This is a genomic window from Agrococcus sp. ProA11 (assembly GCF_039880525.1).
Classification (GTDB): Bacteria; Actinomycetota; Actinomycetes; order Actinomycetales; family Microbacteriaceae; genus Agrococcus; species Agrococcus chionoecetis.
The window spans coordinates 117,373-143,925 of sequence record NZ_CP156989.1; the positions used below are offsets into that span (position 1 = coordinate 117,373).

A 26,553-nucleotide genomic window follows, 5' to 3' on the forward strand; every position below is an offset into this window, starting at 1 on the left:
AAGTACGGGATTAGGGGAACTGTAGTAGTACTTAGTACGATGGTCAAGACCCAGGAAGGCGGTAGGTGCATGGCAGAGACGCAGGCCCGCGCGCGAGCATCGCTCGATCGCAACAGCATCATCGTCGGCGCCGTCGAGCTCGCGGACGAGATCGGTCTTGAGCCGCTCACCATCCGACGCCTGGCGGAGCATCTGGGTGCGCGACCGATGACGCTGTACCACTACGTGAGCGGCAAGGACGACATCGTCACGGGGATGGTCGGCCGCGTCTTCGACGAGGTCGAGCGCCCGCTCCCGGGCGCCCCGTGGAAGGAAGCGATCCGCGCGCGCGCACTGTCGCTCCGGGCAGCGCTGCGACGCCACCCGTGGGCGATCCCCATCATGGAGTCGCGGCGCACCCCGGGCCCCGACATCCTCGACCATCACGAGGCATTGCTGACGACCTGGCTCAGCACGGGCTTCCCGCTGCCGCAGATCGCGCACGGACTGGCGATCGTGGACGCGTTCGTCTACGGATTCGTCCTGCAGGAGGCGGCGCTCCCGTTCGGCGATCGCGACGGCGACCTCAGCGAGGCGAGCGACGGGATCGTCGCGCCTCTGTCAGCGGAGCGATATCCGGCGCTCGTGCGCTTCACCACCGAGCACGTCATGCAACCCGGATACAGCTTCGGAGACTCGTTCGAGGTCGGGCTTGACCTCGTCCTCGACGGCATCGAGCGGCGCGGAACCAGCGCCGCCGTCGGCTAGCAACGACGCACGGCAAGAGCCCCGAGCCTGCAGCTGGCTGCAGATTCGGGGCTCGCTTCGCGTTGGCCCGGTTGCGTGCTCTGGGTCGAGAAGTCCCAGTCATCGTCCTCGGCGGCCTCGGCCTTGCCGATGACGCAGGAGGAGCCGGAGCCCGAGGAGCAGTCGTGGTTGAACGACTCCCGCAGTTGCTCGCGTTCGTCGTCGTCGATGTTTCCGACGTCAATTGTCAGAGCACGACGAGAAACCCGAGCACTGCGCTCGCAGCGGCGAGTGCGCCGAGAACGATCGACGGTGTTGCACTCTCCTTGCGGCGGGCGTGCACCGCGATCGCGCCGATCATGACGATGGCCAGTGCGACGGCAGCGATCGGTGTCAGAACCGGTGCGATGTTCGTGAGCAGGGGCAGGATCAGGCCGAGGCCGCCGACCAGTTCGGCGGCGCCGATGAGCTTGACCGTCGAGTCGCGGTAGTCGTCCGCCCACGCCAGGCCATTCGCGACCAGCGCCGGCTTGGGCCGCAGGAGCTTCATCGCTCCGGCGGCGATGAAAGCCAGGGCGAGCAGGGCGTTGAGGATCCACAGGGCGATGATCATGACACTCCAGGGTGAAGAGGTGCGGTCTGTTACTGTTCGTAAGCAACCTCATCATGGGTGATGGTGATCGAGCGTGCAAAAGGCACATGGATGTAAGCAGGTGACACGGGATGGCGCGCATGCTCTCCAGCGATCCGGCCCCACCGGCCCCCACCGGCTATGAACGGTCCTGCGAGGGTGGCCCAGGCGGCACTGAGCACGGACGCGCGATCCGCGAGGTCCTCGATCGCATCGGCGACAAGTGGTCCCTCCTGGTCATCGCCACGTTGCGACAGGAGCGACACCGGTTCACCGCGCTGCAGCGCCATATTCCGGGGATCTCCCAGCGCATGCTCACCCTCACCCTCCGTCAGCTCGAACGAGACGGGCTGGTCACCCGGACCGTGTACGCCGAAGTGCCTCCCCGCGTCGAGTACGAGCTCACCGAGCTTGGCGGCACGCTCATCACCCTCGCGATGGCGCTCGCCGATTGGGCGATCGACAATCACCCGCGCATCGAGATCGCTCGGAAGGCATACGACGACACTCACCCGCGCTGAGGTGGCACTCGAACCGACACCGGGAATCCTCATCCGGGGCGCGTTGGCGCTCACGAGTGCTCGTCTGTCAGTCGAGAGCACGCGCAAGAGAGGCCCCAATCCGCAGCATCCTGCGAATCAGGGCCTCTCGCCAGCCGTTTCCGGCCGGAGTCAGGATCGGGCGGTCAGAAGTCCCAGTCGTCGTCCTCGGTGGCCTCGGCCTTGCCGATGACGTAGGAGGAGCCGGAGCCCGAGAAGAAGTCGTGGTTCTCGTCGGCGTTCGGCGACAGGGCCGAGAGGATCGCCGGCGACACGTCGGCGACCGTCGACGGGAACAGCGGCTCGAAGCCGAGGTTCATGAGCGCCTTGTTCGCGTTGTAGTGCAGGAACTTCTTGACGTCCTCGGTCAGGCCGACGCTGTCGTACAGGTCGGCCGTGTACTTCGACTCGTTCTCGTAGAGCTCGTAGAGCAGCGAGTACGTGTAGTCCTTGAGCTCGTCCTGCTCCTGCTTCGAGAGCTTCTCGTAGCCCTTCTGGAACTTGTAGCCGATGTAGTAGCCGTGCACGGCCTCGTCACGGATGATGAGGCGGATGAGGTCGGCCGTGTTCGTCAGCTTCGCCCGGCTCGACCAGTGCATCGGCAGGTAGAAGCCCGAGTAGAACAGGAACGACTCGAGCAGCGTCGAGGCGACCTTGCGCTTCAGCGGGTCGTCGCCCTCGTAGTAGTCGACGATGATCTCGGCCTTGCGCTGCAGGTAGGGGTTCTCCTGCGACCAGCGGAAGGCCTCATCGATCTCCTTCGTCGACGCGAGCGTCGAGAAGATCGACGAGTACGACTTCGCGTGCACCGACTCCATGAACGCGATGTTCGTGTAGACGGCCTCCTCGTGCGGGGTGATCGCATCGGGGATGAGCGAGACGGCGCCGACCGTGCCCTGGATGGTGTCGAGCAGGGTCAGCCCGGTGAAGACGCGCATCGTGAGCAGCTTCTCGGCCTCGGTGAGCGTGCCCCAGGACTGCACGTCGTTCGACAGCGGCACCTTCTCGGGCAGCCAGAAGTTGTTCACGAGGCGGTTCCAGACCTCGAGATCCTTGTCGTCCTCGATGCGGTTCCAGTTGATCGCCTGCACCAGCCGGTTGTGGCGGTGCTGACGCTGCTGCGCCTCGGTCTGCGCGGCGCCCTCGGCGAGCGCCTGCTGGGTCTCGGCGCGCTCGGCCTCGATGGCCTCGTGCGCGTCGGCATCCACGGGTGCGTCCGCGATCTCCTCGAACGCGCTCGCTGCGGTGTCCTGGGTGTCCATGTTCGTATCCTTCATCGTCTCGCCGGCGTCACAGCATGCAGCTGACGCAGCCGTCCACTTCCGTGCCCTCGAGCGCCAGCTGGCGCAGTCGCACGTAGTAGATCGTCTTGATGCCCTTGCGCCATGCGGAGATCTGGGCCTTGTTGATGTCGCGCGTCGTGGCGGTGTCCTTGAAGAACAGCGTCAGCGACAGGCCCTGGTCGACGTGCTGCGTTGCCGCGGCGTAGGTGTCGATGATCTTCTCCGGGCCGATCTCGTACGCGTCCTGGAAGAACTCCAGGTTGTCGTTCGTCATGAACGGCGCCGGGTAGTAGACGCGACCGAGCTTGCCCTCCTTGCGGATCTCGATCTTCGACGCGATCGGGTGGATCGACGACGTCGAGTTGTTGATGTAGGAGATCGAGCCGGTCGGCGGCACCGCCTGCAGGTTCTGGTTGTAGATGCCGTGCTGCTGCACGAGCGCCTGCAGCGCGCGCCAGTCGTCCTGCGTCGGGATCGCCACCTCTGCGGTGTCGAACAGTTCCTGCACGCGGGCGGTCGCCGGCTTCCACTGCTGCTGGGTGTACTTCTCGAAGAACTCGCCGGAGGCGTACTTCGACCGCTCGAAGCCGTCGAACGTCGTGCCGGTCTCCTGCGCGATGAGGTTCGACGCCCGCAGGGCGTGGAACAGCACCGTGTAGAAGTAGATGTTCGTGAAGTCGATCCCCTCCTCGGAGCCGTAGTGGATGCGCTCGCGACCGAGGTAGCCGTGCAGGTTCATCTGGCCGAGGCCGATGGCGTGGCTCATGTCGTTGCCTCGGGCGATCGACGGCACGGAGCCGATGTTCGACTGGTCCGACACCGCGGTCAGGGCGCGGATCGCCGTCTCGACCGTGCGGCCGAAGTCAGGCGCGTCCATCGCCAGCGCGATGTTCATCGAACCGAGGTTGCAGGAGATGTCCTTGCCGACCGACTCGTAGTCGAGGTTGTCGTCGTAGGTCGACGGGGTGTTGACCTGGAGGATCTCGCTGCAGAGGTTCGACATGTTGATGCGGCCGTCGATCGGGTTGGCCCGGTTGACGGTGTCCTCGAACATCACGTAGGGGTAGCCCGACTCGAACTGGATCTCGGCCAGCGTCTGGAAGAACTCGCGGGCGTTGATCTTCGTCTTGGTGATGCGAGCGTCGTCGACCATCTCGTGGTACTTCTCGGTCACCGAGATGTCGCTGAAGGGCACGCCGTAGACGCGCTCGACGTCGTAGGGCGAGAAGAGGTACATGTCCTCGCCCTTCTTCGCCAGCTCGAACGTGATGTCCGGCACCACGACGCCCAGCGAGAGCGTCTTGATGCGGATCTTCTCGTCGGCGTTCTCGCGCTTGGTGTCGAGGAACCGCATGATGTCGGGGTGGTGCGCCTGCAGGTACACCGCGCCCGCGCCCTGACGGGCACCCAGCTGGTTCGCGTAGGAGAAGCTGTCTTCGAACAGCTTCATCACGGGGATGACGCCGGAGGACTGGTTCTGGATCTGCTTGATCGGCGCGCCGTACTCGCGGATGTTCGTGAGGTTGAAGGCCACGCCGCCGCCGCGCTTGGAGAGCTGCAGCGCCGAGTTGATCGAGCGACCGATCGACTCCATGTTGTCCTCGATGCGGAGCAGGAAGCAGGAGACGAGCTCGCCGCGCTGCTTCTTGCCGGCGTTGAGGAAGGTGGGGGTGGCCGGCTGGAAGCGGCCGTTCACGACCTCGTCGACGATCTGCTCGGCGAGCGTCTCGTTGCCGGCCGCGAGGGCGAGCGCGACGTTCACGACGCGATCCTCGTAGCGCTCCAGGTAGCGCTTGCCGTCGAACGTCTTCAGCGTGTACGAGGTGTAGTACTTGAACGCGCCGAGGAAGGTCGGGAAGCGGAACTTGTAGCCGTAGGCGCGCTTCATGAGCGACTTGATGAAGTCGAAGGAGTACTGGTCGAGCACCTCCTTCTCGTAGTACTCGTTCTCGACCAGGTAGTCGAGCTTCTCCTTCAGCGAGTGGAAGAAGACCGTGTTCTGGTTGACGTGCTGCAGGAAGTACTGGTTCGCAGCCTCGCGGTCCTTCTCGAACTGGATCTCGCCGTTCGGTCCATACAGGTTGAGCATCGCGTTCAGCGAGTGGTAATCCATCGCTGCCGTCTTGCCCGTCGTCATCTCGGGCGTCACCGTTGCCATAGTGCTTCCAATCCTTCATTGACGACGCGCACGTCGTCTGCAGTTCCGAACAGTTCGAATCGATAGAGGTGCGGCACCCCGCACTTGCGGGCGATGATGTCGCCCGCGAGCCCGTAGCCCGCACCGAAGTTGGTGTTGCCGGCCGCGATCACCCCGCGCAGATGCTTGCGGTTCTCCTCGTCGTTGAGGAACCGGATGACCTGCTTCGGCACGGCGCCCTCGCCGTTGCCGCTGCCGTAGGTCGGCACGATGAGCACGTAGGGCTCCCGCTGCTTGAGCGGCGGATCCTTCGGGTAGAGCGGGATCCGCGCTGCCGGCCGGTCGAGCTTCTCGACGAATCGGGCAGTGTTGCCCGAGACGCTCGAGAAGTAGACCAGGTCGACCACGGGGGCCTCCAGCGCCACCGAGGGCATGCCGGTCAGGCCGCGATGATCGCCTTGATGCGATCCGGCTGGAAGCCCGACCAGTGGTCCTCGTCGGCGATCACGACGGGGGCCTGCATGTAGCCGAGGTCCCGAACCGTCTGCAGTGCCTTGTCGTCGGCGGTGACGTCGAAGATCTCGTAGTCGATGCCCTGCGCGTCGAGCGCGCGGGTGGTCATCGTGCACTGGACGCATGCGGGCTTGGAGTAGACGGTGACGGTCATGTCGACCTGCTTTCGTGAACGGGTCTTGCTGTGCTGGAGATGGTGTGTGGCCTGGGCCGGGCTCCCACTATATGTGGTGTCTTGCCGCGATCAAGGGCACTAGATGGTGTGTTTCTCCACACCTGTTTCAACAAACAGTCCACAGGTGTCATTCCCGCCGCGGCATGACGCGAGAAAGCCTGTGGAGAGCGAGTGCGCCCACCTGTGCAGAACGCGCAGAACCGAGCTCGCGACACGCGGGGCGAGAGTCACACCGATGTGATTCACCTGGGTGCATGCCTGCCTCCTCGCGATCGGATCGGCCCCGATCCTGGCCGGCTCAGGGCCTCGATGAGGCAACGCTACGACCGGCCACTGACACGCTCGCGGGCCGTCGATCCGGACCCAAAGGTCACGAAACGATCACGGAGCCCGAACCGTGTCCGCAGGAGCACGGATCATGCGGCATGATTAAACGACCGAACGTTCAGTCAGTTAATCGTTCGATGCTGTGCAAGCGCCCCCAGAGCTCAAGGGAGAGTTCCATGATCCGACGTCGCAGTCGTCTGCTGACCATCACCGCCCTCTCGGCCGGCGCCCTCGTGGCGCTCACCGGCTGCGGAGGCTCGAACTTCGGCGGCAGCGCCGACCCTGGCACCTCCGGCGAGGCTGACCCGGGCGCCGAGCAGGGCCCGATCGTGATCGGCGCCGTGCTCGACATCACCGGCGTCGGCGCGAACCTCGGCGTGCCCGAGCAGAACACGCTCAACATGCTCGCCGACCAGCTCAACGAGGATGGCGGCATCGACGGCCGCGAGGTCGAGCTCATCGTGCTCGACAACCAGTCGACCGAGGACGGCGCCGCACGTGCGACCACCGAGCTGATCGAGAACGAGGGCGCGCACCTCATCATCGGCGCGAGCCGCACGGGCCCCAGCCTGGCGATGCGCCCGATCGTGGAGCAGGCGCAGATCCCGACCATCTCCATCGCCGCGAACGCCGCGATCGTCGAGGGCTCCGAGTGGATCTTCAAGACCGCGCAGAATGACGTCGTCGTGATCGAGAACATCCTCGACGACATGGAGTCGAAGGGCTACGAGACCGTCGCCCTCGCCCGCGACGCGACCGGCTTCGGTGAGGGCATCTCCGAGATGATCACCGAGCTCGGCGCCGAGCGCGGCATCGAGCTCGTCGCCACCGAGGCGTTCGAGCCGAGCGCGACCGACTACACCGCGCAGTTCACGAACATCCGCAACGCTGGCGCCGACGCCAACATCATCTGGGGCATCACGCCGTCGGCCGGCCTCGCGCAAGCCGCCTACACCCAGCTCGGCATCGAGGCGCCCGTCTACCAGTCGCACGGTGTCGCGAACTCGGCGTTCTTCGAGGCGGCCGGCGACTCCGCCGAGGGCGTGCTCGCCCCCATGGGCCGCCTGCTCGTCTCCGACCAGCTGCCCTCGGACGACCCGCAGCTCGAGGTCATCGACGCGTTCATCGCCGACTACACCGAGGCGTACGGCGAGGCCCCGTCGTCCTTCGCCGGGCACGCGTACGACGCCTGGATGATCGGCGTCGCGGCGCTTGAGGAGGCCGGCACGGATCCCGCCGCGCTGCGCGACGCGATCGAGGGCACCTCCGAGTTCGTCGGCATCTCGGGCATCTTCACGATGACCCCCGAGAACCACTCGGGTCTTGAGGCTGACGCGCTGATCCTCGCTGAGGCGCGCGACGGTCGCTGGAACCTCGCAGACGGCCAGTAGGAGAGGCGCTCGGTGCTCACCGATTTCCTGCAGCTGACCGTCGCCGGTCTCTCACAGGGCAGCGTCTACGCGCTGCTCGCCGTGGGGCTCATCGCGACGTACACCGTGCGACACGTCATCAACATCGCGCAGGGAGACTTCGCAACGCTCGCGGGGCTCAGCGCGATCTCGATGGTGGCGGCGGGAGTCCCACTGCTCCTGGCGGTGGTGCTGGCGCTCGCGACGGTCACGCTCGCATCGGTGCTCATCGAGCGACTCATCATCGCGAGGGTCAAGAATCTGACGACCCTCGTCTCGATGATCCTCACCCTCGGCGTCTCCACGCTGCTGCAGGCATGCATGCTGCTCGCGTGGGGCGCCGAGGGGCGTCGACTCACGCCGTTCCCCGGCTCGGACATCACGCTCGGCGGTGTCAGCATCCGCTCGCAGGAGCTGTGGATGCTCGCCGCGCTCGTCGTCGTCGGCGGCGGCATCCTGCTCTTCTATGAGAAGACCCGGTTCGGCAAGGCGCTCCGCGCCGTCGCCGAGCAGCCGGTGGCCGCCCGCATCGTCGGCATCTCGCCGGCGGTCGCCTCGATGGTCGCCTTCGGCATCGCCGGGCTGGCGGGCGCGAGCGCCGGCCTGGCCTCCTCACCGCTGCACCTGTCGCTCTGGTCCGCTGGCCTGCTGCTGGGCCTCAAGGGCTTCGTCGCGGCAGTGCTCGGCGGTCTCGTCTCCTTCCGTGCGGCAATCATCGGCGGCCTGCTGCTCGGCATGCTCGAGTCGTACGTCGCCGGTTACCTCGACTCGGGGCTCCGCGACGGCGTCGCCTTCCTCGTGCTCATCCTGGTGCTCATCATCCGCCCGGCCGGCCTCGTGCTGCGCCCAGTCCACTCGAGGGTGTGACCATGACCGCTCCTCTCACCCCCGCCAAGGCCGGATTCTTCTCCGGCCAGCGAGTCATGTGGCTCGGCATCATCGCCCTTGTGCTCGCGCTCGTGGCGATCCCGTTCGTGTCGTCGTCGCAGATGCTCTCGATCGCCGTGTTCGCGGCCATCTTCGCGCTGCCGGCGATCGGCCTGTCGCTGCTCATGGGCCTCGCCGGCCAGGTGAGTCTCGGCCAGGCAGCGTTCTTCGCGATCGCCGCGTACACGCACGCGATCCTGATCGAGCGCTACGAGGTGCCCGATCTGGTCGCCGCGATCGCCGCGATCGCGCTCGCGATGCTCGTCGCGCTGCTCGTGGGGCTGCCGCTGCTGCGGCTGCGCGGCCACTTCCTGGCGCTGGCGACGCTCGGCCTCGGCTTCATCGTCATGATCGTCGCGCGCGAGTCCGACTTCACGGGTCGCACGACCGGCATCTACGGCTTCGACCGCCCCACCGTCTTCGGCATCTCGATCGACAACAACGGCTACTTCTTCCTCTTCGTCGCACCCTTCGTCGTGATCGCGATGATCCTGGCGCTCAACCTCACCCGCTCACGCGCGGGGCGCGCGCTGTCGTCGGTGAACGACTCCGAGCTGGCGGCCGAGTCGCTGGGCGTCAACACCTACATCCTGCGCCTGAAGGTCTTCGTGCTCTCGGCGGCCTTCGCGGGCCTCGGTGGCGTCTTCTACGCCTACCAGGTGCGCGTCGTCTCGCCGCAGGTGGCGGAGTTCCACCTCTCGGTCGAGTTCCTGCTGATGGTCGTGCTCGGTGGCCTCGGCTCGGTGTGGGGCGCGCTCTTCGGCGCATTCATCGTCGAGCTGCTCTCCGAGGGCCTGCGCGCGCTCATCCCCGCGCTCATCCCCGGCGCGAGCGGCCAGGTGCAGCTGATCGGCTACGGCGCCGTGCTCATCCTCGTCATCCTGGTGCTGCCGGGCGGGCTCGTCGGTGCCGTCAAGCAGCTCACGCAGCGGCTGAAGCCGCGGCGCGGCGCCGCGACGAAGCCGGTCGAGCCGAGCGGCGAGGCGGCACCGCCCACGCGGGCGTTCAGCGCGCAGCTGCCGAGCGAGGAGGCTGCCGAGATCGACGCGGAGGTCGACGAGGCCGCGACGGCGCTGCCGCCCATGTCGACGCCCGTGCCCGCGGGCGAGACTATCCTGCGGCTCGAGGGCCTGACGAAGCGCTACGGCGGCGTGGTCGCGGTCGACGACGTCACGCTCGAGATCCCGGCGGGACGCATCACGGGCCTCATCGGGCCGAACGGCGCCGGCAAGACCACGTGCTTCAACATGATCTCCGGCGCCATCGCACCCACGAGCGGCACCGTGACCTTCCTGGGTCGGGAGATCCAGGGCAAGAAGCCGCACGTCGCCGCGGAGGAGGGTCTCACTCGCACGTTCCAGAACCTGCAGGTGTTCGCCTCCAGCGACGTCCTCGGCAACGTCTACATGGGCCGCTACCGGCTGGGACGTGCGGGCATCATCCGCGGCATGCTCGGCCTGCAGGGCGCCGAGCAGCGGCGCCACGAGGAGACCGCGCGGTCGATCCTCGACGCCCTCCGACTCGGTGACGTCGCCACGACCCCCGCGGCCGACCTGCCCTTCGGTCGCCAGCGCATGATGGAGGTCTGCCGGGCGCTCGCGCTCGAGCCGGCCCTGCTGCTGCTGGACGAGCCGATGGCGGGGCTCTCCGGCCGTGAGCGCGAGGTGCTCGCCGAGCTGCTCCGCTCGCTGCGCGACGCCGGTCTCACGATCGTGCTGGTCGAGCACGACGTGGCGCAGGTCATGTCGCTCGCCGACCACGTCGCCGTGCTCGACGACGGCGAGCTCATCGCGCTCGGCGTGCCGGAGGAGGTGCGCAACGATCCGAAGGTGATCAGCGCCTACCTCGGCACGGATGTGGAAGACGCCGAGCAGGAGCTCGGACAGCTGGGGGGGAACGCATGATGCTCGAGGTCACGGGGCTCGACGCCGGCTACGGCCGCCTGCCGATCCTCCACGAGATCGACATCGCGGTCGCCGCGGGCGAGATCGTCTCCGTCGTCGGCTCCAACGGCGCCGGCAAGACCACGCTGCTGCGCGCCATCAACGGCATCATCGCGCCCACGGCGGGATCGGTGAAGGTCGACGGCGTCCAGGTGGCCGGGAAGGCGACCGAGAAGATGGCCGCGCTCGGCATGACGCACGTGCCGGAGAACCGGCTCTGCTTCCCGACGCTGTCGGTGCGCGACAACCTGATGCTCGGCGCGTGGAGCAACCGCGGCAAGGGCGACGTCGATGCCGTGCTGGAGCTCTTCCCGCGCCTGCAGCCCCGGATGGGGCAGGCCGCCGGCACGCTCTCGGGCGGCGAGCAGCAGATGGTCGCGATCGGCCGTGGACTCATGGCAGCGCCGAAGGTGATCATGCTGGACGAGCCCTCCATCGGCCTCGCGCCCAAGGTTGTGGCCGAGATCATGCAGGTGCTCACCAAGCTGCGGGGCAGGGGCATGGCGGTGCTGCTCGTCGAGCAGAACGTGCGCGCCTCGTTCGGCATCGCCGACCGCGCCGTCGTCATGCAGCGCGGCCGCGTCGTGGTGCAGGGCACGCCCGCCGAGCTCGTCGAGATGCCGGAGGTGCGCGCCGCCTACCTGGGCGGCGCCGCCACCTGATCGCCGATCGCTGCCGTGGAGCGCGCGCAGCCGCTGTCGCTCGGTGAACGCCAGCCGCTCGGTGGCCGCAACAGTTCGCGCACGACGTCGAGCGACAGGTCGAGGTGCCGATCGGCGAGCGAACACGTCGCCCATCCGCGCGCCGAGAATCACGGTCTCCGTGCGATCGACGAGTGCGCGCTCGAGCGCGGCCCGCTGCTCCTCGGTCGCCAGCGCACGCACATCCCCAGGAGCTCATCCGCGGTGACGGAGGCTCGTGCACTCGGCATGACGGCAGGCTCGCACGCGGATCACCGGTGCACAAGCGTCACTCAGCATTGCGGCGTACGGTCCCGCACGTACCCCGATCACACACGAGAAGGAGACATCGATGGCAGACATCACCGGCAAGAAGGTCGCGTTCGTGCTCACGAACGGGTTCGAGGATTCCGAGCTCACCAGCCCGTGGGATGCGGTGCAGGGCGCGGGAGGATCGGCGACGCTGATCGCGCCCGAGGCTGGCGAGGTGGAGGGCAAGAAGGGCCACACGCAGTCGGTCGACGCGGTCGTTGCAGATGTCGCGGCATCCGACTTCGACGCCCTGGTGCTGCCGGGTGGCGTCGTGAACGCCGATCACCTGCGGATGGATGAGGACGCCGTCGCGCTGGTGCGCGGCTTCGTCGAAGCGGGCAAGCCGATCGGCGTGATCTGCCACGGCTCCTGGATCCTCATCGAGGCCGGCGCGGTCGACGGTCGCACCATCACCAGCTACCCGAGCCTCAAGACCGATCTGCAGAACGCCGGCGCCACCTGGGTCGACCAGGAGGTCGTGACGGATCAGGGGCTCGTGTCGAGCCGCACGCCGGATGACCTGCCGGCGTTCAACGCGAAGATCCTGGAGGAGTTCGCGGAGGGCGTGCACGCAGGCTGATGGCGACCGCTGCGCGGATGGCGCTCGACGGCACGTGCCGCGGGCGCCATCCGCGAGCGGTGTGCGTGTCGGCACTCGCGGCATGGCCGGGCTAGCATCGGCGGTTGGTGCAGAGGACGCGGGACGGAGCGCTCGATGGAAGTTGTGATCACCGATGCCGATGCGATCGGCGCGCTCGTCGCCGACGAGGTGCAGGCGCTGCTTGAGCGCAAGGCCGACGCGGTGCTCGGGCTGGCGACCGGATCCAGCCCGCTGCGGGTCTACGACGAGCTCGCCGCGCGCGTGGACGCGGGCTCGCTCTCGTTCGCCCGCGCTCGCGGCTTCACGCTCGACGAGTACGTCGGGCTGCCCGAGGGCGATCCTCGCTCGTATCGCGCGGTCATCGACGAGGAACTCGTCTCCCGTGTCGACTTCGCCCCGGGGGCGGTGCGCGGCCCCGACGGCACCGCCGCCGACCTCGACGCCGCCTGCGTCGACTACGAGCGACGCATCGCCGGGGCCGGGGGCATCGATCTGCAGATCCTCGGCGTCGGCACGACCGGCCACATCGCGTTCAACGAGCCCTCCTCGTCGTTGGCCTCGCGCACGCGCGTGAAGACGCTCACCGCCCAGACGCGGCGCGACAACGCCCGCTTCTTCGATGGCGACATCGACGCCGTGCCGCGGCACTGTCTCACGCAGGGGCTCGGGACGATCCTCGAATCCCGGCAGGCGGTGCTGATCGCAACCGGGTCGGCCAAGGCCGCCGCCGTGCGCGAGATGGTCGAGGGCTCGATCTCGGCACGCTGGCCCTGCACGGCGCTGCAGCTGCATCCGAACGTCACGGTGTACCTCGACGAGGCCGCCGCTGCCGAGCTCGAGCTCGCCGACTACTACCGCGAGGTGGTGGCGCACCGCAGCGCGGTGCAGTGATCGAGGTTGGGGACTGACCGCGACGCTCGCACGTCAGCCGTCGGCGAAGACGGGCTCGAAGAACCGGAAGAGCTGCTCAGCGATCGCCTCGGGATGCGTCAACGGGCCCGTATGGCCAGCGCCGGGGATCGTGACTGCACGCGCGTCGCGCACGTGATCGATCACGTGCTGCGCGCTGGCCTGCATGAACGTCCCCGTTTGCGAGCCATGCAGCACGAGCACGGGCGCACGGATGGCGCCGAGCACCTCCGGTTCCTCCGGCATGCGGCCGCGGTAGTCCGCGAGCTGCGCGAAGACCTCCAGGAGGTGGGGTGTGTAGCGGGCCGTGGCCTCGAAGTAGCCCGCGTCGTCCGCGGCTGCGATGTCGTCGGGGGTGAAGGGGAACGCGGCGATCGCGCGCATCGCTCCCGGCAGGTCACCCTGCTCGACCAGCTCGCGGCCGCGACCGAGGCTGCCGATCAGTGCCGCGCGGTCATCCTCGTTCATCAGCATGCTCGCGACCGGCTCGTATGAGGCTGTCGCAGCGACCGCATCCAAGCGCGACGCCAAACCGAGGGCGTGACCGGCGCCGGCGGACCATCCGACGAGCGCCGTCGGTTCCCCGAGGCTCTCGATGTAGGCGGCGTAGTCCGCACTGATCCGGTCGAGCTGCACGTTCGGGTGATCGTCGCTGCGACCCCGACCGCGCATGCTCGGCATGTGACACGTGAACCGCGTCGCAAGGAGCGGCGCGAGTGCTCGCCAGTCGACGTCACCGTCGCCCATCACCCCCTGCAGCAGCACCAACGGCGGTCCTTGACCCAGCACGGTCGCGCGGATCGCGACCCCGTCGTCGGTGATGACCTCGTGGCTTCGCTGCGCATCCATCGGTATGCCTCCGCAATTGTCAGCGAGAATCCTCCCGGCCGAGCTCGGGCGCAACCCCCGTCATGGGGGCCACGCCGCCATCGACTCCCACTGCGTCCCTGTCGACCGCAGCACCGTGCAGTGCGTGCGCGGCTCAGCCCTCGTGCCAGCCGAGCTCTCTGGCGAGCTCGCCGAGTGAGGCGAGCAGTCGCGCGTTGACGTCGTAGCCGAGCTGGCTCGGCAGCGCGAAGAGCACGGTGTCGGCCTCCTGCACGGCGTCGTCGGCGAGCAGCCGCTGGGCGACGTGCTCAGGGTCGCCCGCGTAGGTCGGGCCGCTGCGCGCCGCGCTGCCGTCGAGGTGCCCGACACCGTCCGCGCGCTGGTCGGCGAGGCCGAAGTAGCGGCGGTCGTCGTCGCTCGCGATCGGGAACGCGCTGCGTGTGACGGCGGTGCGCGGCTGCCGTGCGTGACCGCCCACGGCGTAGGCGTCGCGATAGGCGCGCACCTGGTCGGCCTGCTGCACATGGAAGGGGCGGCCGTCGTCCTGCAGCAGCAGGGTGGAGGAGAGCAGGCGGTAGCCGTGCTCGGCCGCCCACAGCCCTGAGGTGTGGTTGCCGGCGCCCCACCAGAGGCGATCGGCCAGCCCGGGGGAGTGCGGCTCGACCGGCAGGTCTGGTCCTTGGCCGAGCTCGGCCGCGCGCGCCGAGTGCGCCTGCGGCTCGCCGCGGAGGGCGCGCCGCAGGCGGGCGGCGCGGGTGCGGGCCTCGGTCGACCAGTCGCCCGCGTCGCCAAGCCCGAGGCCGAAGCGCTCTTGGCCGTCGACCGCGCGCTCGGGTGAGCCGCGCGAGATGCCCAGTTGCAGCCGGCCGTTCGTGATGAGGTCGGCGGCGCTCGCGAGCTCGGTCATCGCCAGCGGCTGTTCGTAGCGCATGTCGATCACCCCGGTGCCGAGCTCGAGCGTCGACGTGCGCGCGCCCATCGCGGCAAGCAGCGGGTACGGCGCGGCGAGCGACTGGTCGAAGTGGTGCACGCGCACCCAGGCGCCGTCGACTCCGGCCTCCTCGGCCGCCACAGCGAGGTCGACGTGCATGCGCAGCGAATCTCCGGCCGTGGGCACGCGGGAGCCGGGCACGTCGCGATAGTGCCCGAACGAGAGGAAGCCGATGCGTTTGCGCATGCTCACTCGAACCGGCCGCGCGTCGCGCGCATTCCATCCTCACGACGCACATGAAGATGCAAGGTCACGTAATGGATGCTATAACTGAATCTGCACCCGGGCGACGTCGCCTGGACACCCCCACCCATCGCATCCCTGAGGAGCCCTGTGTCCGCGACCACCCAGACTGCGTCACCGCGCGCACCCAAGAGCCGAAGCCGCGCACTGCTCGGCTCATTCGGCTTCCAGATCACCGCCGCGCTCGTGCTCGGCGTGCTGCTCGGGCTCGTCGCCCGGCAGCTCGGACCCGGCGCCGATGAGGCTCCCAACGCGCTCGCGGCGACCCTAGCCACCATCGGCTCCAGCTACGTTGCGCTGCTGAAGACCGCGGTCGTGCCGCTCATCCTCACCGCGATCATCGCCTCGATCGCGCAGCTGCGGAAGGTGCAGAACGCCGCGCGGCTCGCCGGCCAGACCCTGCTCTGGTTCGCGATCACCGCCGCCATCGCCGTCTCCATCGGCATCACGCTCGGTACCACGCTGCAGCCGGGATCCCGCATCGACACCGGCGCCCTCGAGACCGCGGAGCCCAGCCGGGTCGGCGGCTGGTGGGACTTCCTGGCCGGCCTCGTGCCGCAGAACTTCCTCGGCCTGACCGTCTCGACGCGCGTCTCCGACACCGGCGACGTCTCCTCGAGCGTCGGCTTCAACGTGCTGCAGGTGATCGTGATCGCGGCCGCGATCGGCATCGCCGCGCTCAAGCTCGGCAAGCGGGCGGAGCCGTTCCTCGACTTCACGCAGTCGGCGCTGAAGGTCATCCAGAAGGTGCTGTGGTGGATCATCCGCATCGCCCCCATCGGCACCGTCGGCCTGCTCGGCAACGCGGTCGTGCAGTACGGCTGGGAGAAGCTCGGCACCCTCGCCTGGTTCGTCGCCGCCGTCTACCTCGGCCTCGCGATCGTGCTGTTCGTCGTCTACCCGGTGCTCATCAAGACGCACGGCCTCTCGGTGCGCAAGTACTTCTCGGGCGTGTGGCCCGCGGTGCAGCTCGGCTTCGTGAGCCGCTCATCGATGGGCACGCTGCCGCTCACGCAGCGGGTCACCGAGCGCAACCTCGGCGTGCCGCGTGAGTACGCGTCGTTCGCCGTGCCGTTCGGCTCCACCACGAAGATGGATGGCTGCGCTGCGATCTACCCGGCGATCGCCGCGATCTTCGTCGCCCAGTTCTTCGGCATCGAGCTCACGCTCATCCAGTACGTGCTGATCGCGTTCGTCTCGATCGTCGGCTCTGCAGCGACGGCCGGCACGACCGGCGCGACGGTGATGCTCACGCTCACGCTGTCAACGCTCGGCCTGCCGCTCGAGGGCGTCGGCCTGCTGCTGGCCGTCGACCCGATCCTCGACATGGGTCGCACCGCGGTCAACGTCGCCGGCCAGGCACTCGTGCCGACGATCGTCGCCAAGCGCGAGGGCATCCTCGATGTGGAGCTGTACCACGCCGACCGCGGCGACGGTCCGTTCATCGACGACGCCGACGACGAGCTCGAGGCCGGCACGGACGGCGCCGCCGACGCTGGGAACCCGGACTCGCGGCGCGAGCCCGTGCCCGCCGTCTGACGGGTGCCGGGTCGCCCCGCGCGACCCGGCGCATCCGACCCCGGACCCCACGTTGGCAGGCGGACCCCAGATCTTGGGTCCGCCTGCCGATCTGGGGTCCGCGTGCCGTTGCGGCACGCGCGTTCGGCGACCCTTTGCGCCGAGTCGACCCGGTGCGCCGGGTCCGCGGAGGCAGCAGGGGTCGCCCTGGCGCCATCGGAGGGGCATGATCGGAGGCAGTGCAGCGCCGAAGCATGCCGCGCCGCGGCCGACAGCGGCGGCGCGGGGACCCGACGAGAGGAACGGCACCGATGGTCGACGACGACAGCACGCTCTCCGCCGCTGAGCGGAAGGCCCTCAAGGAGCGCACGGCGGAGCTGCGCAAGCAGTCCGGCCGCAAGGGCGGCAACAAGAAGGAGCGCGAGCTGCAGGATGTGCTCGACGCGATCGAGGGTCTGCCCGAGCCCGACAAGGCGCTCGCACAGATGGTGCACGAGGTGGTCTCGGAGGTCGCTCCCGACCTGGATCCGAAGACCTGGTACGGCTTCCCGTCCTACGCGCGCGACGGCAAGGTGCTGGTGTTCTTCCAGCAGGCGTCCAAGTTCGACGAGCGCTACTCGACACTCGGCTTCCAGACGATCGCGAACCTGGACGACGGCGACATGTGGGCGACCGCCTTCGCCGTCGTGGCGGATACGCCGGACGTGCGCAAGCGCATCGCCGCGCTCGTCACCAAGGCGGTGAGCTGAGTCCGACCGCTGGGAATGCATCCCACCGCGCGGTGTTGTAACTTGAGTCGAGCACGCTCAAGTTCGACGCCACGACTTCGGGAGGATGCACATGGCAGCGATCTACGGACCCATCGGCGACGGCTCCTACGAGGATTTCATCGCCCGGATGCTGCAGGGGCAGCGCCTGCCCGCGCAGCGGTCCGTCGACCTCACGCGCTTGGTGTCGAGGCGGATGAGCTCCGTGATCGCCACCGCGATCGAGTACGCCCGCGAGCACAAGCACGCGGAGGTCGACGCGCTGCACCTCCTGCACGCCCTGCTTGAGCTGCCGCAGGTCGCCGCCGCCGCAGCGGGGGCGCGCGCCGACGTCGACGCGCTGCGCACGAGCATCGAGGATCGGATGCCGGCCGACGGCGAGCGCGAGACGCAGGGCCCGCCGTCACTGACCGCATCCGCCCAGCGCGCCCTCCGCGACGCGTACCAGATCGCGCGCGCCAACGGCTCGAGCTACATCGACCCCGAGCACCTCTTCTTCGCCTTCCTCATGGCGGGCGACAGCGCCGTCGGCGCGCTGCTGCAGGAGGCGGGCATCTCGCAGGAGTCGCTGCAGCGCGCGGCGACGGAGGCGAGGCAGCACGCCATCGAGGGGCAGCAGGGCCAGCAGCCGTCGAAGGCGGTCGATGTGAACTCCACGACGCCGACGCTCGACGAGTTCGGCATCGACCTCACGCAGCGCGCTCGCGACGGGAAGCTCGACCCGGTGATCGGCCGCGCCGACGAGATCGAGCAGACGATCGAGATCCTCTCCCGCCGCTCGAAGAACAACCCCGTGCTGATCGGCGAGGCCGGCGTCGGCAAGACCGCGATCGTCGAGGGGCTCGCCCGCGCGATCGTCGAGGGCGGTGTGCCCAAGTCGCTGAAGGGCAAGCGTGTGGTCGGGCTCGACCTCACCGCGATGGTGGCGGGCACGCGCTACCGCGGCGACTTCGAGGAGCGCATCACGAAGGCGATGGATGAGATCACCGAGCACAGGGACGAGCTGATCGTCTTCATCGATGAGCTGCACTCGATCCTGGGCGCGGGTGGCGGCGGTGACGGCGGCATGGACGCGGCGAACATCCTCAAGCCGCGCCTGGCGCGCGGCGAGCTGCACATGATCGGGGCGACCACGCTGGCGGAGTTCCGCCGCATCGAGAAGGATGCCGCGCTCACGCGCCGCTTCCAGCCCGTCATGGTCGCCGAGCCCTCGGTCGAGGACGCCGTGGCCATCCTCGACGGGCTCAAGGGCGCCTACGAGGAGCACCACCGCGTGAGCTACACCGACGACGCGGTCCGCGCCGCCGTCGAGCTCTCGCACCGCTACATCTCCGACCGCTTCCTGCCCGACAAGGCCATCGACCTGATCGATCAGGCTGGCGCGCGCCTGCGCCTGCGCCTCGGCGCGAAGGTCGACGTTGATGCGCTGACGAAGGAGCGCGACCACCTCATCGACGAGAAGCAGCAAGCGGTCGAGGCCGAGGAGTTCGAGGAGGCGATGCGGCTGCGCGACCGCATCGCGGCCATCGAGGCCGCGATCGATTCCGGCTCCGGTGAGGACGGCGTGGTCGACGAGGAGGAGATCGCCGAGGTCGTGGCGCGCGCCACGGGCATCCCAGCATCGCGCCTCACCGAGGGCGACCGGCAGCGGCTGGCCGTCCTCGAGGATGAGCTGCACCACCGCGTCGTCGGACAGGATGACGCCGTCGAGGCCGTCGCCAAGGCAGTGCGGCGTTCGCGGTCGGGCCTGGGCGATCAGGGTCGACCCATCGGCTCGTTCCTATTCCTCGGCCCCACCGGCGTCGGCAAGACCGAGCTGGCGAAGTCGCTCGCCGACAGCCTGTTCGGCTCGGAGGGCGCGCTCGTTCGGTTCGACATGTCGGAGTTCGGCGAGCGGCACACGGTCGCGCGCCTCATCGGCGCCCCTCCCGGCTACGTCGGCTACAACGAGGCGGGCCAGCTGACCGAGCGCATCCGCCGGCAGCCCTATGCGGTGGTGCTGCTCGACGAGATCGAGAAGGCGCACCCGGATGTCTTCAACCTGCTGCTGCAGGTGCTGGAGGACGGCCGCCTCACCGACGGGCAGGGACGCACCGTCGACTTCCGCAACACCGTGGTCATCATGACCAGCAACCTGGGCGGCGAGTTCCTCGCCTCGAAGTCGGGCCCGGTCGGGTTCCACGCCGGCGACGGCTCGGGCAGCGCCGCGGAGCTGCGCGCGAAGGTGATGGGCAAGCTGCGCGAGCAGATGCGCCCCGAGCTCATCAACCGCATCGACGAGATCGTGCTGTTCCAGAAGCTCGAAGCCGGGGAGCTGCGCCGAATCGTCGCGCTGCTGCTCGACCGCGTGCGCGACCGCCTGCACGCGCAGGATCTCGAGCTCGAGGTGACCGATGCTGCGCTCACCTGGCTGGCGGAGCACGGGTACGAGCCCGAGTTCGGCGCGCGGCCGCTGCGCAGGCTCATCCAGCGCGAGGTCGAGGATCGGGTCGCCGACCTCATCGTCGGCGGGCTCGAGCACGGCACCGTGCGCGTCGACGTCGAGGGCGATGCGCTGTCGGTGACCGCGAGCGAGGCGCCGGCCGCGGCCACCGCACAGTAGTCGCCGGTTCGCCCCGGCGTTCCTCGGCCGAGGGCGGCGGTTCGACCCGGCTGCCCTCGGCCGAGGGCCGCGGTTCGACCCGGCTGCCCTTGGCCGAGGGCCGCGGGCACCCGGCGTTCAACCGTGCAGGTGGCGTGGCACCGGCATAATCGGCGTGAGCGACCACAGGGTCGGTGAACGAGGGAGCTGGCATGGGCGAGCGGATCGCAGTGATCGGGGCGGGCGTGATCGGCATGTCGATCGCGCACGAGCTTGGCGATCGCGACGTCACCGTGCTGCACGACCAGGACCCGCTCGAGACCACCTCCGCGGTCGCGGGCGCCCTGTGGTTCCCCTACGCAGCCGAGTCGTCGGCGACGGTCGACGCGATGCTCAGCGCATCGCTGCAGCGCTTCATCGCCATCGCGGCAGAGCACGCGGATGCCGGCGTCGACCTGCGCAGCGGCATCGTCATCGAGCGCTCGCCGCAACCGGACCGCGCGTGGACCGCGCAGCTGCAGGCGGCCGAGGTCGACGCATCCGAGCTGCCGGCCGGGGCCACCGGGCTGCGCACGATCGTGCCGCTGGCGACCATGACCGAGTACCTGCCGTGGCTGCGCGCGCAGTGCGAGGAGCGGGGCGTGCGCTTCGAGCGTCGCGTCGTCGACGATGTGGACGCGCTGACCGGGGAGTTCGACACCGTGATCGTCGCCGCGGGCGCACGCGGCGGCACGCTGCTGGGCGACGACGAGAGCGTCGTGCCGATCCGCGGTCAGGTCGTGCGCGTCGAGCGCCGCGGCATGGCGGAGTTCGTGCTCGACGATGCGAACCCTGCAGGGCTCGTCTACGTGCTCCCGCGCCGCGACTGCGTCGTCCTGGGGGGCACCAACGAACCGGGCGAGACGGATGTCGAGCCGGACCCGGCCGTCGAGGCCGCGATCATCGAGCGCTGCACGGCGCTCGTACCGGCCCTCGCCGGCGCTCGCGTCCTCTCGCGCGCCGTCGGGCTCCGGCCGGGCCGAGAGAAGCTGCGCATCGAGGAGGTACCCGGCCGGGGGCCGCGCGTCATCGCAGCGTACGGGCACGGCGGTTCGGGCATGACGCTGTCCTGGGGCACGGCGGAGCGGGTGGTGGCGCTGCTCGCGTGAGCGCGAGCGCGTCGGTCGACCGCGCTCGTCGTCAAGGCTCGAGGCACGGTCGGCAGGCGTACAGTGTCGCTGTTGCGCTCGCGTCCGAAGGAGCCCCATGCGTCACGCCGCTGCCATCGGCACCCAGCAGGCGGACCGCCACGTGCGCTACCGCTGGTGGGGGCTGCTCGCGATCAGCCTCGGCGTCGCGATCATCATCATGGACTCGACGATCGTGTCGGTTGCCGTGCCGGCCATCGTCGACGACCTGGGCATCTCGAGCACCGAGATCCAATGGGTGCAGGAGATCTACACGCTGATCTTCGCCGCCCTCCTGCTGACCTGGGGGCGTCTCGCCGACAGCGTCGGGCGCCGCCGCATGATGCTGCTCGGCATCGTCGTCTTCGTCATCGCCAGCGTGCTGTGCGCGCTGGCCGAGAATGGCTCGCTGCTGATCGCGGGCCGCGCGCTCCAGGGCCTTGGCGGCTCGATGGTGCTGCCGACCACGCTCGCGCTGCTGAACGCCAACTTCCACGGCCGCGAGCGGGGCATCGCGTTCGCCGTCTGGGGCTCCACCATCGGCGGCATGGCCGCCATCGGCCCGCTCGCCGGCGGCTGGCTCATCGAGTACGCCAGCTGGCGCTGGGCGTTCGGCATCAACGTGCCGGTCGGCGTGCTCATCGTCGCCGGCGTGCTGCTGTTCGTCGCGGAGTCGAAGGAGGCTGCGAGTGCCAAGGGGCGGCTCGACCTCGGCGGCGCCCTGCTGACCATCATCGGCTTCGGCGCGCTCGTGTTCGCGCTCATCGAGGGCCGCAGCTACGGCTGGTGGCTCGCGGAGGAGGCCGCACCGTTCCGCATCGGCGAGCTCTCGCCCGTGCCATTCGCGTTCCTCATCGCGATCGTCGCGCTCACCGCATTCGTGTTCCTGGAGCGCGCGCGCACCGCTGCAGGCAAGAGCGTGATCCTCGACTTGTCACTGTTCCGCATCCCCTCGTTCGCCAACGGCAACGTCACCGCGCTCATCGTCAGCTTCGGCGAGTTTGGGCTCATCCTGTCGCTGCCGCTGTGGTTCCAGAACGTGCTCGGCTTCACGGCGTTCCAGGCCGGCCTCGCGCTCGTGCCGCTCGCCGCCGGCTCATTCCTCGCCAGTGGCGCCGTCGCGCAGCTCTCGCGCAGGCTCTCCGCGGTGGTGGTCGTGCGCATCGGGCTCGGCCTCGAGATCCTCGCGATCGCAACGCTCGCGCTGCTCATCCGCCCCGAGAGCACCGCCTGGCTCACCTCTCCCGCACTGTTCGTCTACGGCATGGGGGTGGGGCTCGCGACCGCGCAGCTCACGAGCGTCGTGCTGGCGGATGTGCCGGTCGAGCGCAGCGGGCAGGGCTCGGCGACGCAGAGCACGGCGCGACAGACGGGCTCCGCGCTCGGGATCGCGGTGCTCGGCACCGCCTTCTTCAGCACGCTGCGCTTCGGCACGGAGAATCGGCTCGTCGACGCCGTGGCGGCCAACCCCGAGCTGCAGCGCGTCGTCGACTCGGTCACGGCGAGCTCCGGCGGCACGATCGGGGCGCTCGCGGCCGATCCGCAGACGGCCGTGGTCGCCGACGCCGCGCGCGCGGCGATGACCGATGGCACCTCGCTCGCGGCGTGGATCGCCGTGGCGGCCCTCGTCATCGGTCTGCTGTCGAGCCTGCGGATCCGCCCCGCGTTCGATGCCCCTGCACCCGAGGTGCAGAAGCCTCCGGCAGCGGCGACCGACCGGTCATCGCGCGCTGAGTGACCCCGTCACGGCGCGCGGGTCAGGACTGCGGATAGCCCTGGCTGTAGGGGCGGTCGCCGGTCGACTCCTCGGTCGACTGGCCGTAGGGCGCGCTGTAGGGCTGGTCGTACGGCTGGCCGTCGGGCTGCTCCGGGTACGGCTGCTGCCCGTACGGCTCCGGGTACGGCTGCTCTCCGTACGACTGCTGCGCATACGCCTGCGCGGGTTCCCCGTAGTGCAGCGCAACCGGATTCGGGTACTGCGGCGGCTGCTCGTAGCCAGCGAGACCCCTCCCCGCGAAGCGCGGGTCGAATCGGATGCCCTCGGGGTTCGACTCGAAGAAGCACAGGATGAGCGGCACGATCCCCAAGCTGACCAACGACAGCAGCGCGAACGCCCCGTGGAAGTTCGCGTCCTGCAGCCGTCGCCACATGACTGCCAGAGACGGCAGCGTGAGGGCGAGCGAGACCAGCACCAGCACGCCGCCCGCCAGCAGCATCCCGCCCATGATGCCCGCGAGGTCCTGTGGCATGCCGGTGACCCCGGTCGGGTTGCCGCCCGTCGTGGCGGCGCTCGCGACCACGCGCGTCATGAACACGGCCCAGATGATCCAGAACGGGATCTGCACCGCGAGTGAGACGAGCGTCGTGAACAGCATCGCCCACCAGAACTCGCTGCGACTGGCGCGCCCCGAAAACTGCACGTAGCCGCGGAAGAAGCGCGCGACGGCCTGGCCGAACGAGGTGCCGTGCAGCGGCTGTCCGACGGGCGCGATGGTCGATGAACTCATGCCTCTATTGTCCCCCATCCGTAGCCGCGCTCCGACCGTTCCGGAGGCATACCTGCCCGCGCCGGAGGCACAGCTGCCCGCCGGCGCGCGGCTACGGGGTCAGTCCGGCGCGCAGGATCGACGTCGCATGCGCGGGGTCGCCCTCGACCACGTCGATGCCGTCGGCGCCGAGCGGGTCGTCGCTCGGTGCGCCACGGCCCCACGCGAGCAGTGCGAGCGCGCGAACGGGCCCGGCGATGACGATCCGGGGCGCCTCGTCCGGTGCGCCGCTCACCGCGAGCGACGCCGCGACGTCCGTCGGGCGGAAGACGACGCGCGCCGACGGCGGGCTGCCGCGCTCGAGTCGCAGCTGGCGCGGGTGCATGACCGTGACGACCTCGTCGAGGCAGTCGAGCCAGGCCCCCGCAGGCGCCTCGACCGCCTCGCCGACCGCAGTGTGCAGGTCCCACAGGTGCACGAGGGTCTCGTTGGCCAGTCGGCGATGCCAGAAGCGCACCGTGCCGGTCTGCGCCTCTGCGGGCACCCCGTCGTCGATGAGCGCCCACGCGGGCGCATCCGGGTCGAGCTCGCTCAGCGTCGCCAGCACCCCGCTCGCCGTGTCGGCATAGAGCCGCGGCAGGTCGAAGGGGCCGCGACCGAGCGACGCGGAGGCCTGCCGCCGCGCCTTCCCGTCGGCCCAGTGATAGATGCGCGCGAGGTGGACGACGAGCTGCTCGATCGTCCATTCGCCCAGCCAGGGGATGGGCGTGGCAGGGTCGACGCTGCGAGTGGTCTGGAGGAACTGCGCTTGGTGCGTTGCCAGCGCTCGCAGGTGATCCATGGGGGCAGGCTACGCCGTGCCGCCCGGTCGACCGCTCAGTCTCGCCCGGTGAACGTCGGCTTGCGCTTCTGCTGGAAGGCCGCGAAGCCTTCGCGGAAGTCGGCCGTCTGCCCCAGCTCGATCTGCGCCGCGTTCTCCGCTTCGACCGAGCGCCACAGGCCCTGCCGCTCGTCGCGCAGGCCCCGGATGATCTCCTTCGACGCGCGGAACGCGAGCGTCGGGCCCTGCGCGGCTTGCGCGGCTGCCGCGCGCGTGGCCTCCAGCACCTCGGCATCCGGGAATGACTGCGAGAACAGGCCAGCGGCGACGGCCTCGGCGCCCGACAGCAGCTTGCCCGAGTAGATGAGGTCGAAGGTGCGATGCGCGCCGAGCCGCTCGAAGAAGAGCGCGTGGCCACCGGAGTCGAGGGTCGCGCCGAGCGCCGCGAACGGGCTGCCGAGCTTGGCCGACTCCGCCACGTAGACGACGTCGGTGGCGATCAGCAGGCCCAGCCCGATGCCGAGGCAGGCGCCGTGCGCGACGGCGAAGGTGGGCGCCGGGAAGGCGGCCATCTGCTCCAGCACCGGCTGCAGCGAGGCGCGCAGGAAGCTGGCGGCATCATCGGTGCGCGGATCCACCTGCGAGATGTCGCGGCCGGCGCAGAACGCCTTGCCCTCGCCGCGCAGCACGAGCGCGCGCACGCCGGCGCGCTCGGCCTCGGTGTACGCATTCGCGAGCTCCTTCAGGGCGGATGCGTCGACCGCGTTGCGCTTTTCGGGTGCGGTGAGCACCACCTCGGCGACATCCGCATCGATGGTCAGCTCGATCATGGGAACTCCTTCGTTGCACAGCGGATGGTCGGGAGCGGCCGTGGGCGGGCATGCCGCGGCCGGCAGGGTCAGACGTCGTAGTCGACGACGACCTTCTCGCTGCCGTCCTTCGGATGCGACTGGCAGGTGAGCACGTAGCCGCGCTCGATCTCGTCGGGCTCGAGCGCGTAGTTCTCGGACATGCTCACGCTGCCGGAGACGACCTTCGCTCGGCAGGTGCCGCAGACGCCGCCGGCGCACGCGAAGGGCACGTCGGGGCGCACGCGCAGCGCGGCGTTCAGGATCGACTCGCGCGCCGAGACGGGGCTCTCGACCTGCGACGACTGGCCGTCGAGGGTGAAGTCGAGCGCCCAGGTGTCCTCGCCGGCTTCGACCTGCACCGGTCGGCCGCGGTCGCCGCCGGCATCGACGGGCTTGCCGGTGGTGAACAGCTCGTAGCGCACGTGATCAGCCTCGACGCCGACCTCGTCGAGCACGTCGCGGCAGAGCTGCACGAGCTCGAACGGCCCGCACAGGAACCACTCGTCGACGCTCTCCGGGCGGATCAGCTCGGCCAGGATGCGGTCGAGGCGCTCCTGGTCGAGACGGCCCGACATCAGCGGCGCCGCACGCTGCTCGCGCGAGAGCACGTGGTGCAGGGCGAGCCGCGATGGGTAGCGGTCCTTCAGGTCGGCGAGCTCCTCGATGAACATCACGTCGAGCGTGGAGCGGTTCGAGAACAGCAGCGAGAACGTGGAGGTCTCGGAGCGCGAGAGCACCTGGTGGGCGAGCGCCATCATGGGCGTGATGCCGCTGCCGGCGGCGATGCCCACGACGTGGGCGCCGTCGACGTCGTCGAGTGCCGACGTGAACGTGCCCTGCGGGCTCATCACGTCGATGCGGTCGCCCGCCTGCAGCTCGCTGTTCGCCCAGGTGGAGAAGCGGCCGCCGAGGTCGCGTTTGATCGCGACCGAGATCGCCCCGGGGGTCGGTGGGCGGCAGATCGAGTAGGAGCGGCGCATCTCGTGGCCGTCGATCGTGGCGCGCAGCGCCAGGTGCTGGCCGGCGACGTAGCCAAAGGCATCGTGCAGCTCCTCGGGCACAGCGAAGGTGACCTCGACCGACTCGGCGGTGAGCGGGCGCACCTCGGCGACCTCGAGCGAGTGGAACTGCCCCCGCTTGCGCGACGATCCGACGCCCAGTCCGGTCGAACCCAGATTCAGCGCGGCCAC

Annotated in this window: 24 protein-coding genes; 13 read left to right on the plus strand and 11 right to left on the minus strand. The window is 69.4% G+C overall.

What is annotated here, in order from left to right; all coding sequences use genetic code 11:
- Nucleotides 1-69: 69 nt before the first annotated feature.
- A complete protein-coding gene (locus tag ABG090_RS00580; protein ID WP_347755432.1) occupies nt 70-747 on the plus strand; it encodes a TetR/AcrR family transcriptional regulator in 678 nt (225 codons plus the stop codon).
- A 226-nt stretch (nt 748-973) separates the two neighbouring features.
- On the opposite strand, the gene ABG090_RS00585 is transcribed toward ABG090_RS00580, so the two are convergent.
- Nucleotides 974-1,339, minus strand: coding sequence for a DoxX family protein (locus ABG090_RS00585; RefSeq protein ID WP_347755434.1), 366 nt, complete (start codon nt 1,337-1,339; stop codon nt 974-976).
- Between the two features lie 110 nt (nt 1,340-1,449).
- On the opposite strand from ABG090_RS00585, the gene ABG090_RS00590 reads away from it, so the two are divergent.
- Entirely contained in the window at nt 1,450-1,878 is a 429-nt protein-coding gene (locus ABG090_RS00590; RefSeq protein ID WP_347755437.1) for a helix-turn-helix domain-containing protein, read from the plus strand.
- A gap of 164 nt (nt 1,879-2,042) precedes the next feature.
- Here the strand turns inward: ABG090_RS00590 and nrdF are convergent, their stop codons facing one another.
- From nrdF to nrdH, 4 genes are read right to left on the minus strand one after another with little or no spacing between them, the layout of a single operon-like run.
- Entirely contained in the window at nt 2,043-3,158 is a 1,116-nt protein-coding gene (gene nrdF, locus ABG090_RS00595) for a class 1b ribonucleoside-diphosphate reductase subunit beta (RefSeq protein ID WP_347755440.1), read from the minus strand.
- Between the two features lie 28 nt (nt 3,159-3,186).
- Entirely contained in the window at nt 3,187-5,337 is a 2,151-nt protein-coding gene (gene nrdE / locus ABG090_RS00600; protein ID WP_347755443.1) for a class 1b ribonucleoside-diphosphate reductase subunit alpha, read from the minus strand.
- Nucleotides 5,325-5,750, minus strand: a complete 426-nt coding sequence (gene nrdI / locus ABG090_RS00605; protein ID WP_347755446.1) for a class Ib ribonucleoside-diphosphate reductase assembly flavoprotein NrdI — start codon at nt 5,748-5,750, stop codon at nt 5,325-5,327. The genes nrdE and nrdI overlap by 13 nt, the downstream gene beginning before the upstream one ends.
- Before the next feature lie 5 nt (nt 5,751-5,755).
- Nucleotides 5,756-5,983, minus strand: coding sequence for a glutaredoxin-like protein NrdH (gene nrdH, locus ABG090_RS00610; protein WP_347755449.1), 228 nt, complete (start codon nt 5,981-5,983; stop codon nt 5,756-5,758).
- 524 nt (nt 5,984-6,507) lie between these two features.
- Between nrdH and ABG090_RS00615 the strand changes: the two genes are divergently transcribed.
- The 6 genes from ABG090_RS00615 to nagB all read left to right on the plus strand — a co-directional run bounded on the left by ABG090_RS00615 (nt 6,508) and on the right by nagB (nt 13,094).
- Entirely contained in the window at nt 6,508-7,722 is a 1,215-nt protein-coding gene (locus ABG090_RS00615) for an ABC transporter substrate-binding protein (RefSeq protein WP_347755452.1), read from the plus strand.
- 12 nt (nt 7,723-7,734) lie between these two features.
- Nucleotides 7,735-8,607: a branched-chain amino acid ABC transporter permease gene (locus ABG090_RS00620; protein ID WP_347755455.1), complete on the plus strand. Its 873-nt coding sequence runs from the start codon at nt 7,735-7,737 to the stop codon at nt 8,605-8,607.
- 2 nt (nt 8,608-8,609) lie between these two features.
- The gene (locus tag ABG090_RS00625) at nt 8,610-10,571 is read left to right on the plus strand and encodes a branched-chain amino acid ABC transporter ATP-binding protein/permease (RefSeq protein ID WP_347755458.1); all 1,962 of its coding nucleotides are present in this window, start codon (nt 8,610-8,612) and stop codon (nt 10,569-10,571) included.
- A complete protein-coding gene (locus ABG090_RS00630) occupies nt 10,568-11,272 on the plus strand; it encodes an ABC transporter ATP-binding protein (RefSeq protein WP_347755460.1) in 705 nt (234 codons plus the stop codon). Before ABG090_RS00625 ends, ABG090_RS00630 begins: the two co-directional genes overlap by 4 nt.
- A 370-nt stretch (nt 11,273-11,642) precedes the next feature.
- Complete coding sequence (locus ABG090_RS00635; RefSeq protein WP_347755463.1) at nt 11,643-12,182, plus strand: type 1 glutamine amidotransferase domain-containing protein; 540 nt, start codon at nt 11,643-11,645, stop codon at nt 12,180-12,182.
- A 135-nt stretch (nt 12,183-12,317) separates the two neighbouring features.
- Nucleotides 12,318-13,094 carry a glucosamine-6-phosphate deaminase gene (gene nagB / locus ABG090_RS00640; RefSeq protein WP_347755466.1) on the plus strand — a complete coding sequence of 259 codons (777 nt, stop codon included), beginning with the start codon at nt 12,318-12,320 and terminating at the stop codon, nt 13,092-13,094.
- A 33-nt stretch (nt 13,095-13,127) separates the two neighbouring features.
- Here nagB and ABG090_RS00645 read toward each other — a convergent pair whose 3' ends face one another.
- Both ABG090_RS00645 and ABG090_RS00650 read right to left on the minus strand, forming a co-directional pair.
- Nucleotides 13,128-13,961, minus strand: a complete 834-nt coding sequence (locus ABG090_RS00645; RefSeq protein WP_347755468.1) for an alpha/beta hydrolase — start codon at nt 13,959-13,961, stop codon at nt 13,128-13,130.
- A 133-nt stretch (nt 13,962-14,094) separates the two neighbouring features.
- Nucleotides 14,095-15,117: an LLM class flavin-dependent oxidoreductase gene (locus ABG090_RS00650; RefSeq protein ID WP_347755470.1), complete on the minus strand. Its 1,023-nt coding sequence runs from the start codon at nt 15,115-15,117 to the stop codon at nt 14,095-14,097.
- Nucleotides 15,118-15,321: 204 nt separating this feature from the next.
- On the opposite strand from ABG090_RS00650, the gene ABG090_RS00655 reads away from it, so the two are divergent.
- The 5 genes from ABG090_RS00655 (at nt 15,322) to ABG090_RS00675 (ending at nt 22,944) form a co-directional block, all read left to right on the plus strand.
- Nucleotides 15,322-16,713, plus strand: coding sequence for a dicarboxylate/amino acid:cation symporter (locus ABG090_RS00655; protein WP_347757634.1), 1,392 nt, complete (start codon nt 15,322-15,324; stop codon nt 16,711-16,713).
- Nucleotides 16,714-17,003: 290 nt separating this feature from the next.
- Nucleotides 17,004-17,441, plus strand: coding sequence for a hypothetical protein (locus ABG090_RS00660; protein WP_347755472.1), 438 nt, complete (start codon nt 17,004-17,006; stop codon nt 17,439-17,441).
- 91 nt (nt 17,442-17,532) lie between these two features.
- Nucleotides 17,533-20,061: an ATP-dependent Clp protease ATP-binding subunit gene (locus tag ABG090_RS00665; protein ID WP_347755474.1), complete on the plus strand. Its 2,529-nt coding sequence runs from the start codon at nt 17,533-17,535 to the stop codon at nt 20,059-20,061.
- A gap of 191 nt (nt 20,062-20,252) precedes the next feature.
- On the plus strand, nt 20,253-21,188 hold the full coding sequence (locus ABG090_RS00670) for an FAD-dependent oxidoreductase (protein ID WP_347755476.1): 936 nt from the start codon (nt 20,253-20,255) through the stop codon (nt 21,186-21,188).
- Between the two features lie 97 nt (nt 21,189-21,285).
- Complete coding sequence (locus ABG090_RS00675; protein ID WP_347755477.1) at nt 21,286-22,944, plus strand: DHA2 family efflux MFS transporter permease subunit; 1,659 nt, start codon at nt 21,286-21,288, stop codon at nt 22,942-22,944.
- A gap of 19 nt (nt 22,945-22,963) precedes the next feature.
- Here ABG090_RS00675 and ABG090_RS00680 read toward each other — a convergent pair whose 3' ends face one another.
- From ABG090_RS00680 to paaE, 4 genes are all read right to left on the minus strand, one after another.
- Nucleotides 22,964-23,713: a DUF805 domain-containing protein gene (locus ABG090_RS00680; protein WP_347755479.1), complete on the minus strand. Its 750-nt coding sequence runs from the start codon at nt 23,711-23,713 to the stop codon at nt 22,964-22,966.
- A gap of 91 nt (nt 23,714-23,804) precedes the next feature.
- Nucleotides 23,805-24,533 (minus strand): maleylpyruvate isomerase family mycothiol-dependent enzyme, encoded by a 729-nt coding sequence (locus ABG090_RS00685; protein ID WP_347755481.1) that lies wholly within the window; start codon nt 24,531-24,533, stop codon nt 23,805-23,807.
- A gap of 35 nt (nt 24,534-24,568) precedes the next feature.
- The gene (locus ABG090_RS00690; protein WP_347755483.1) at nt 24,569-25,342 is read right to left on the minus strand and encodes an enoyl-CoA hydratase/isomerase family protein; all 774 of its coding nucleotides are present in this window, start codon (nt 25,340-25,342) and stop codon (nt 24,569-24,571) included.
- A 68-nt stretch (nt 25,343-25,410) separates the two neighbouring features.
- Nucleotides 25,411-26,553, minus strand: a complete 1,143-nt coding sequence (paaE, locus tag ABG090_RS00695; protein WP_347755485.1) for a 1,2-phenylacetyl-CoA epoxidase subunit PaaE — start codon at nt 26,551-26,553, stop codon at nt 25,411-25,413.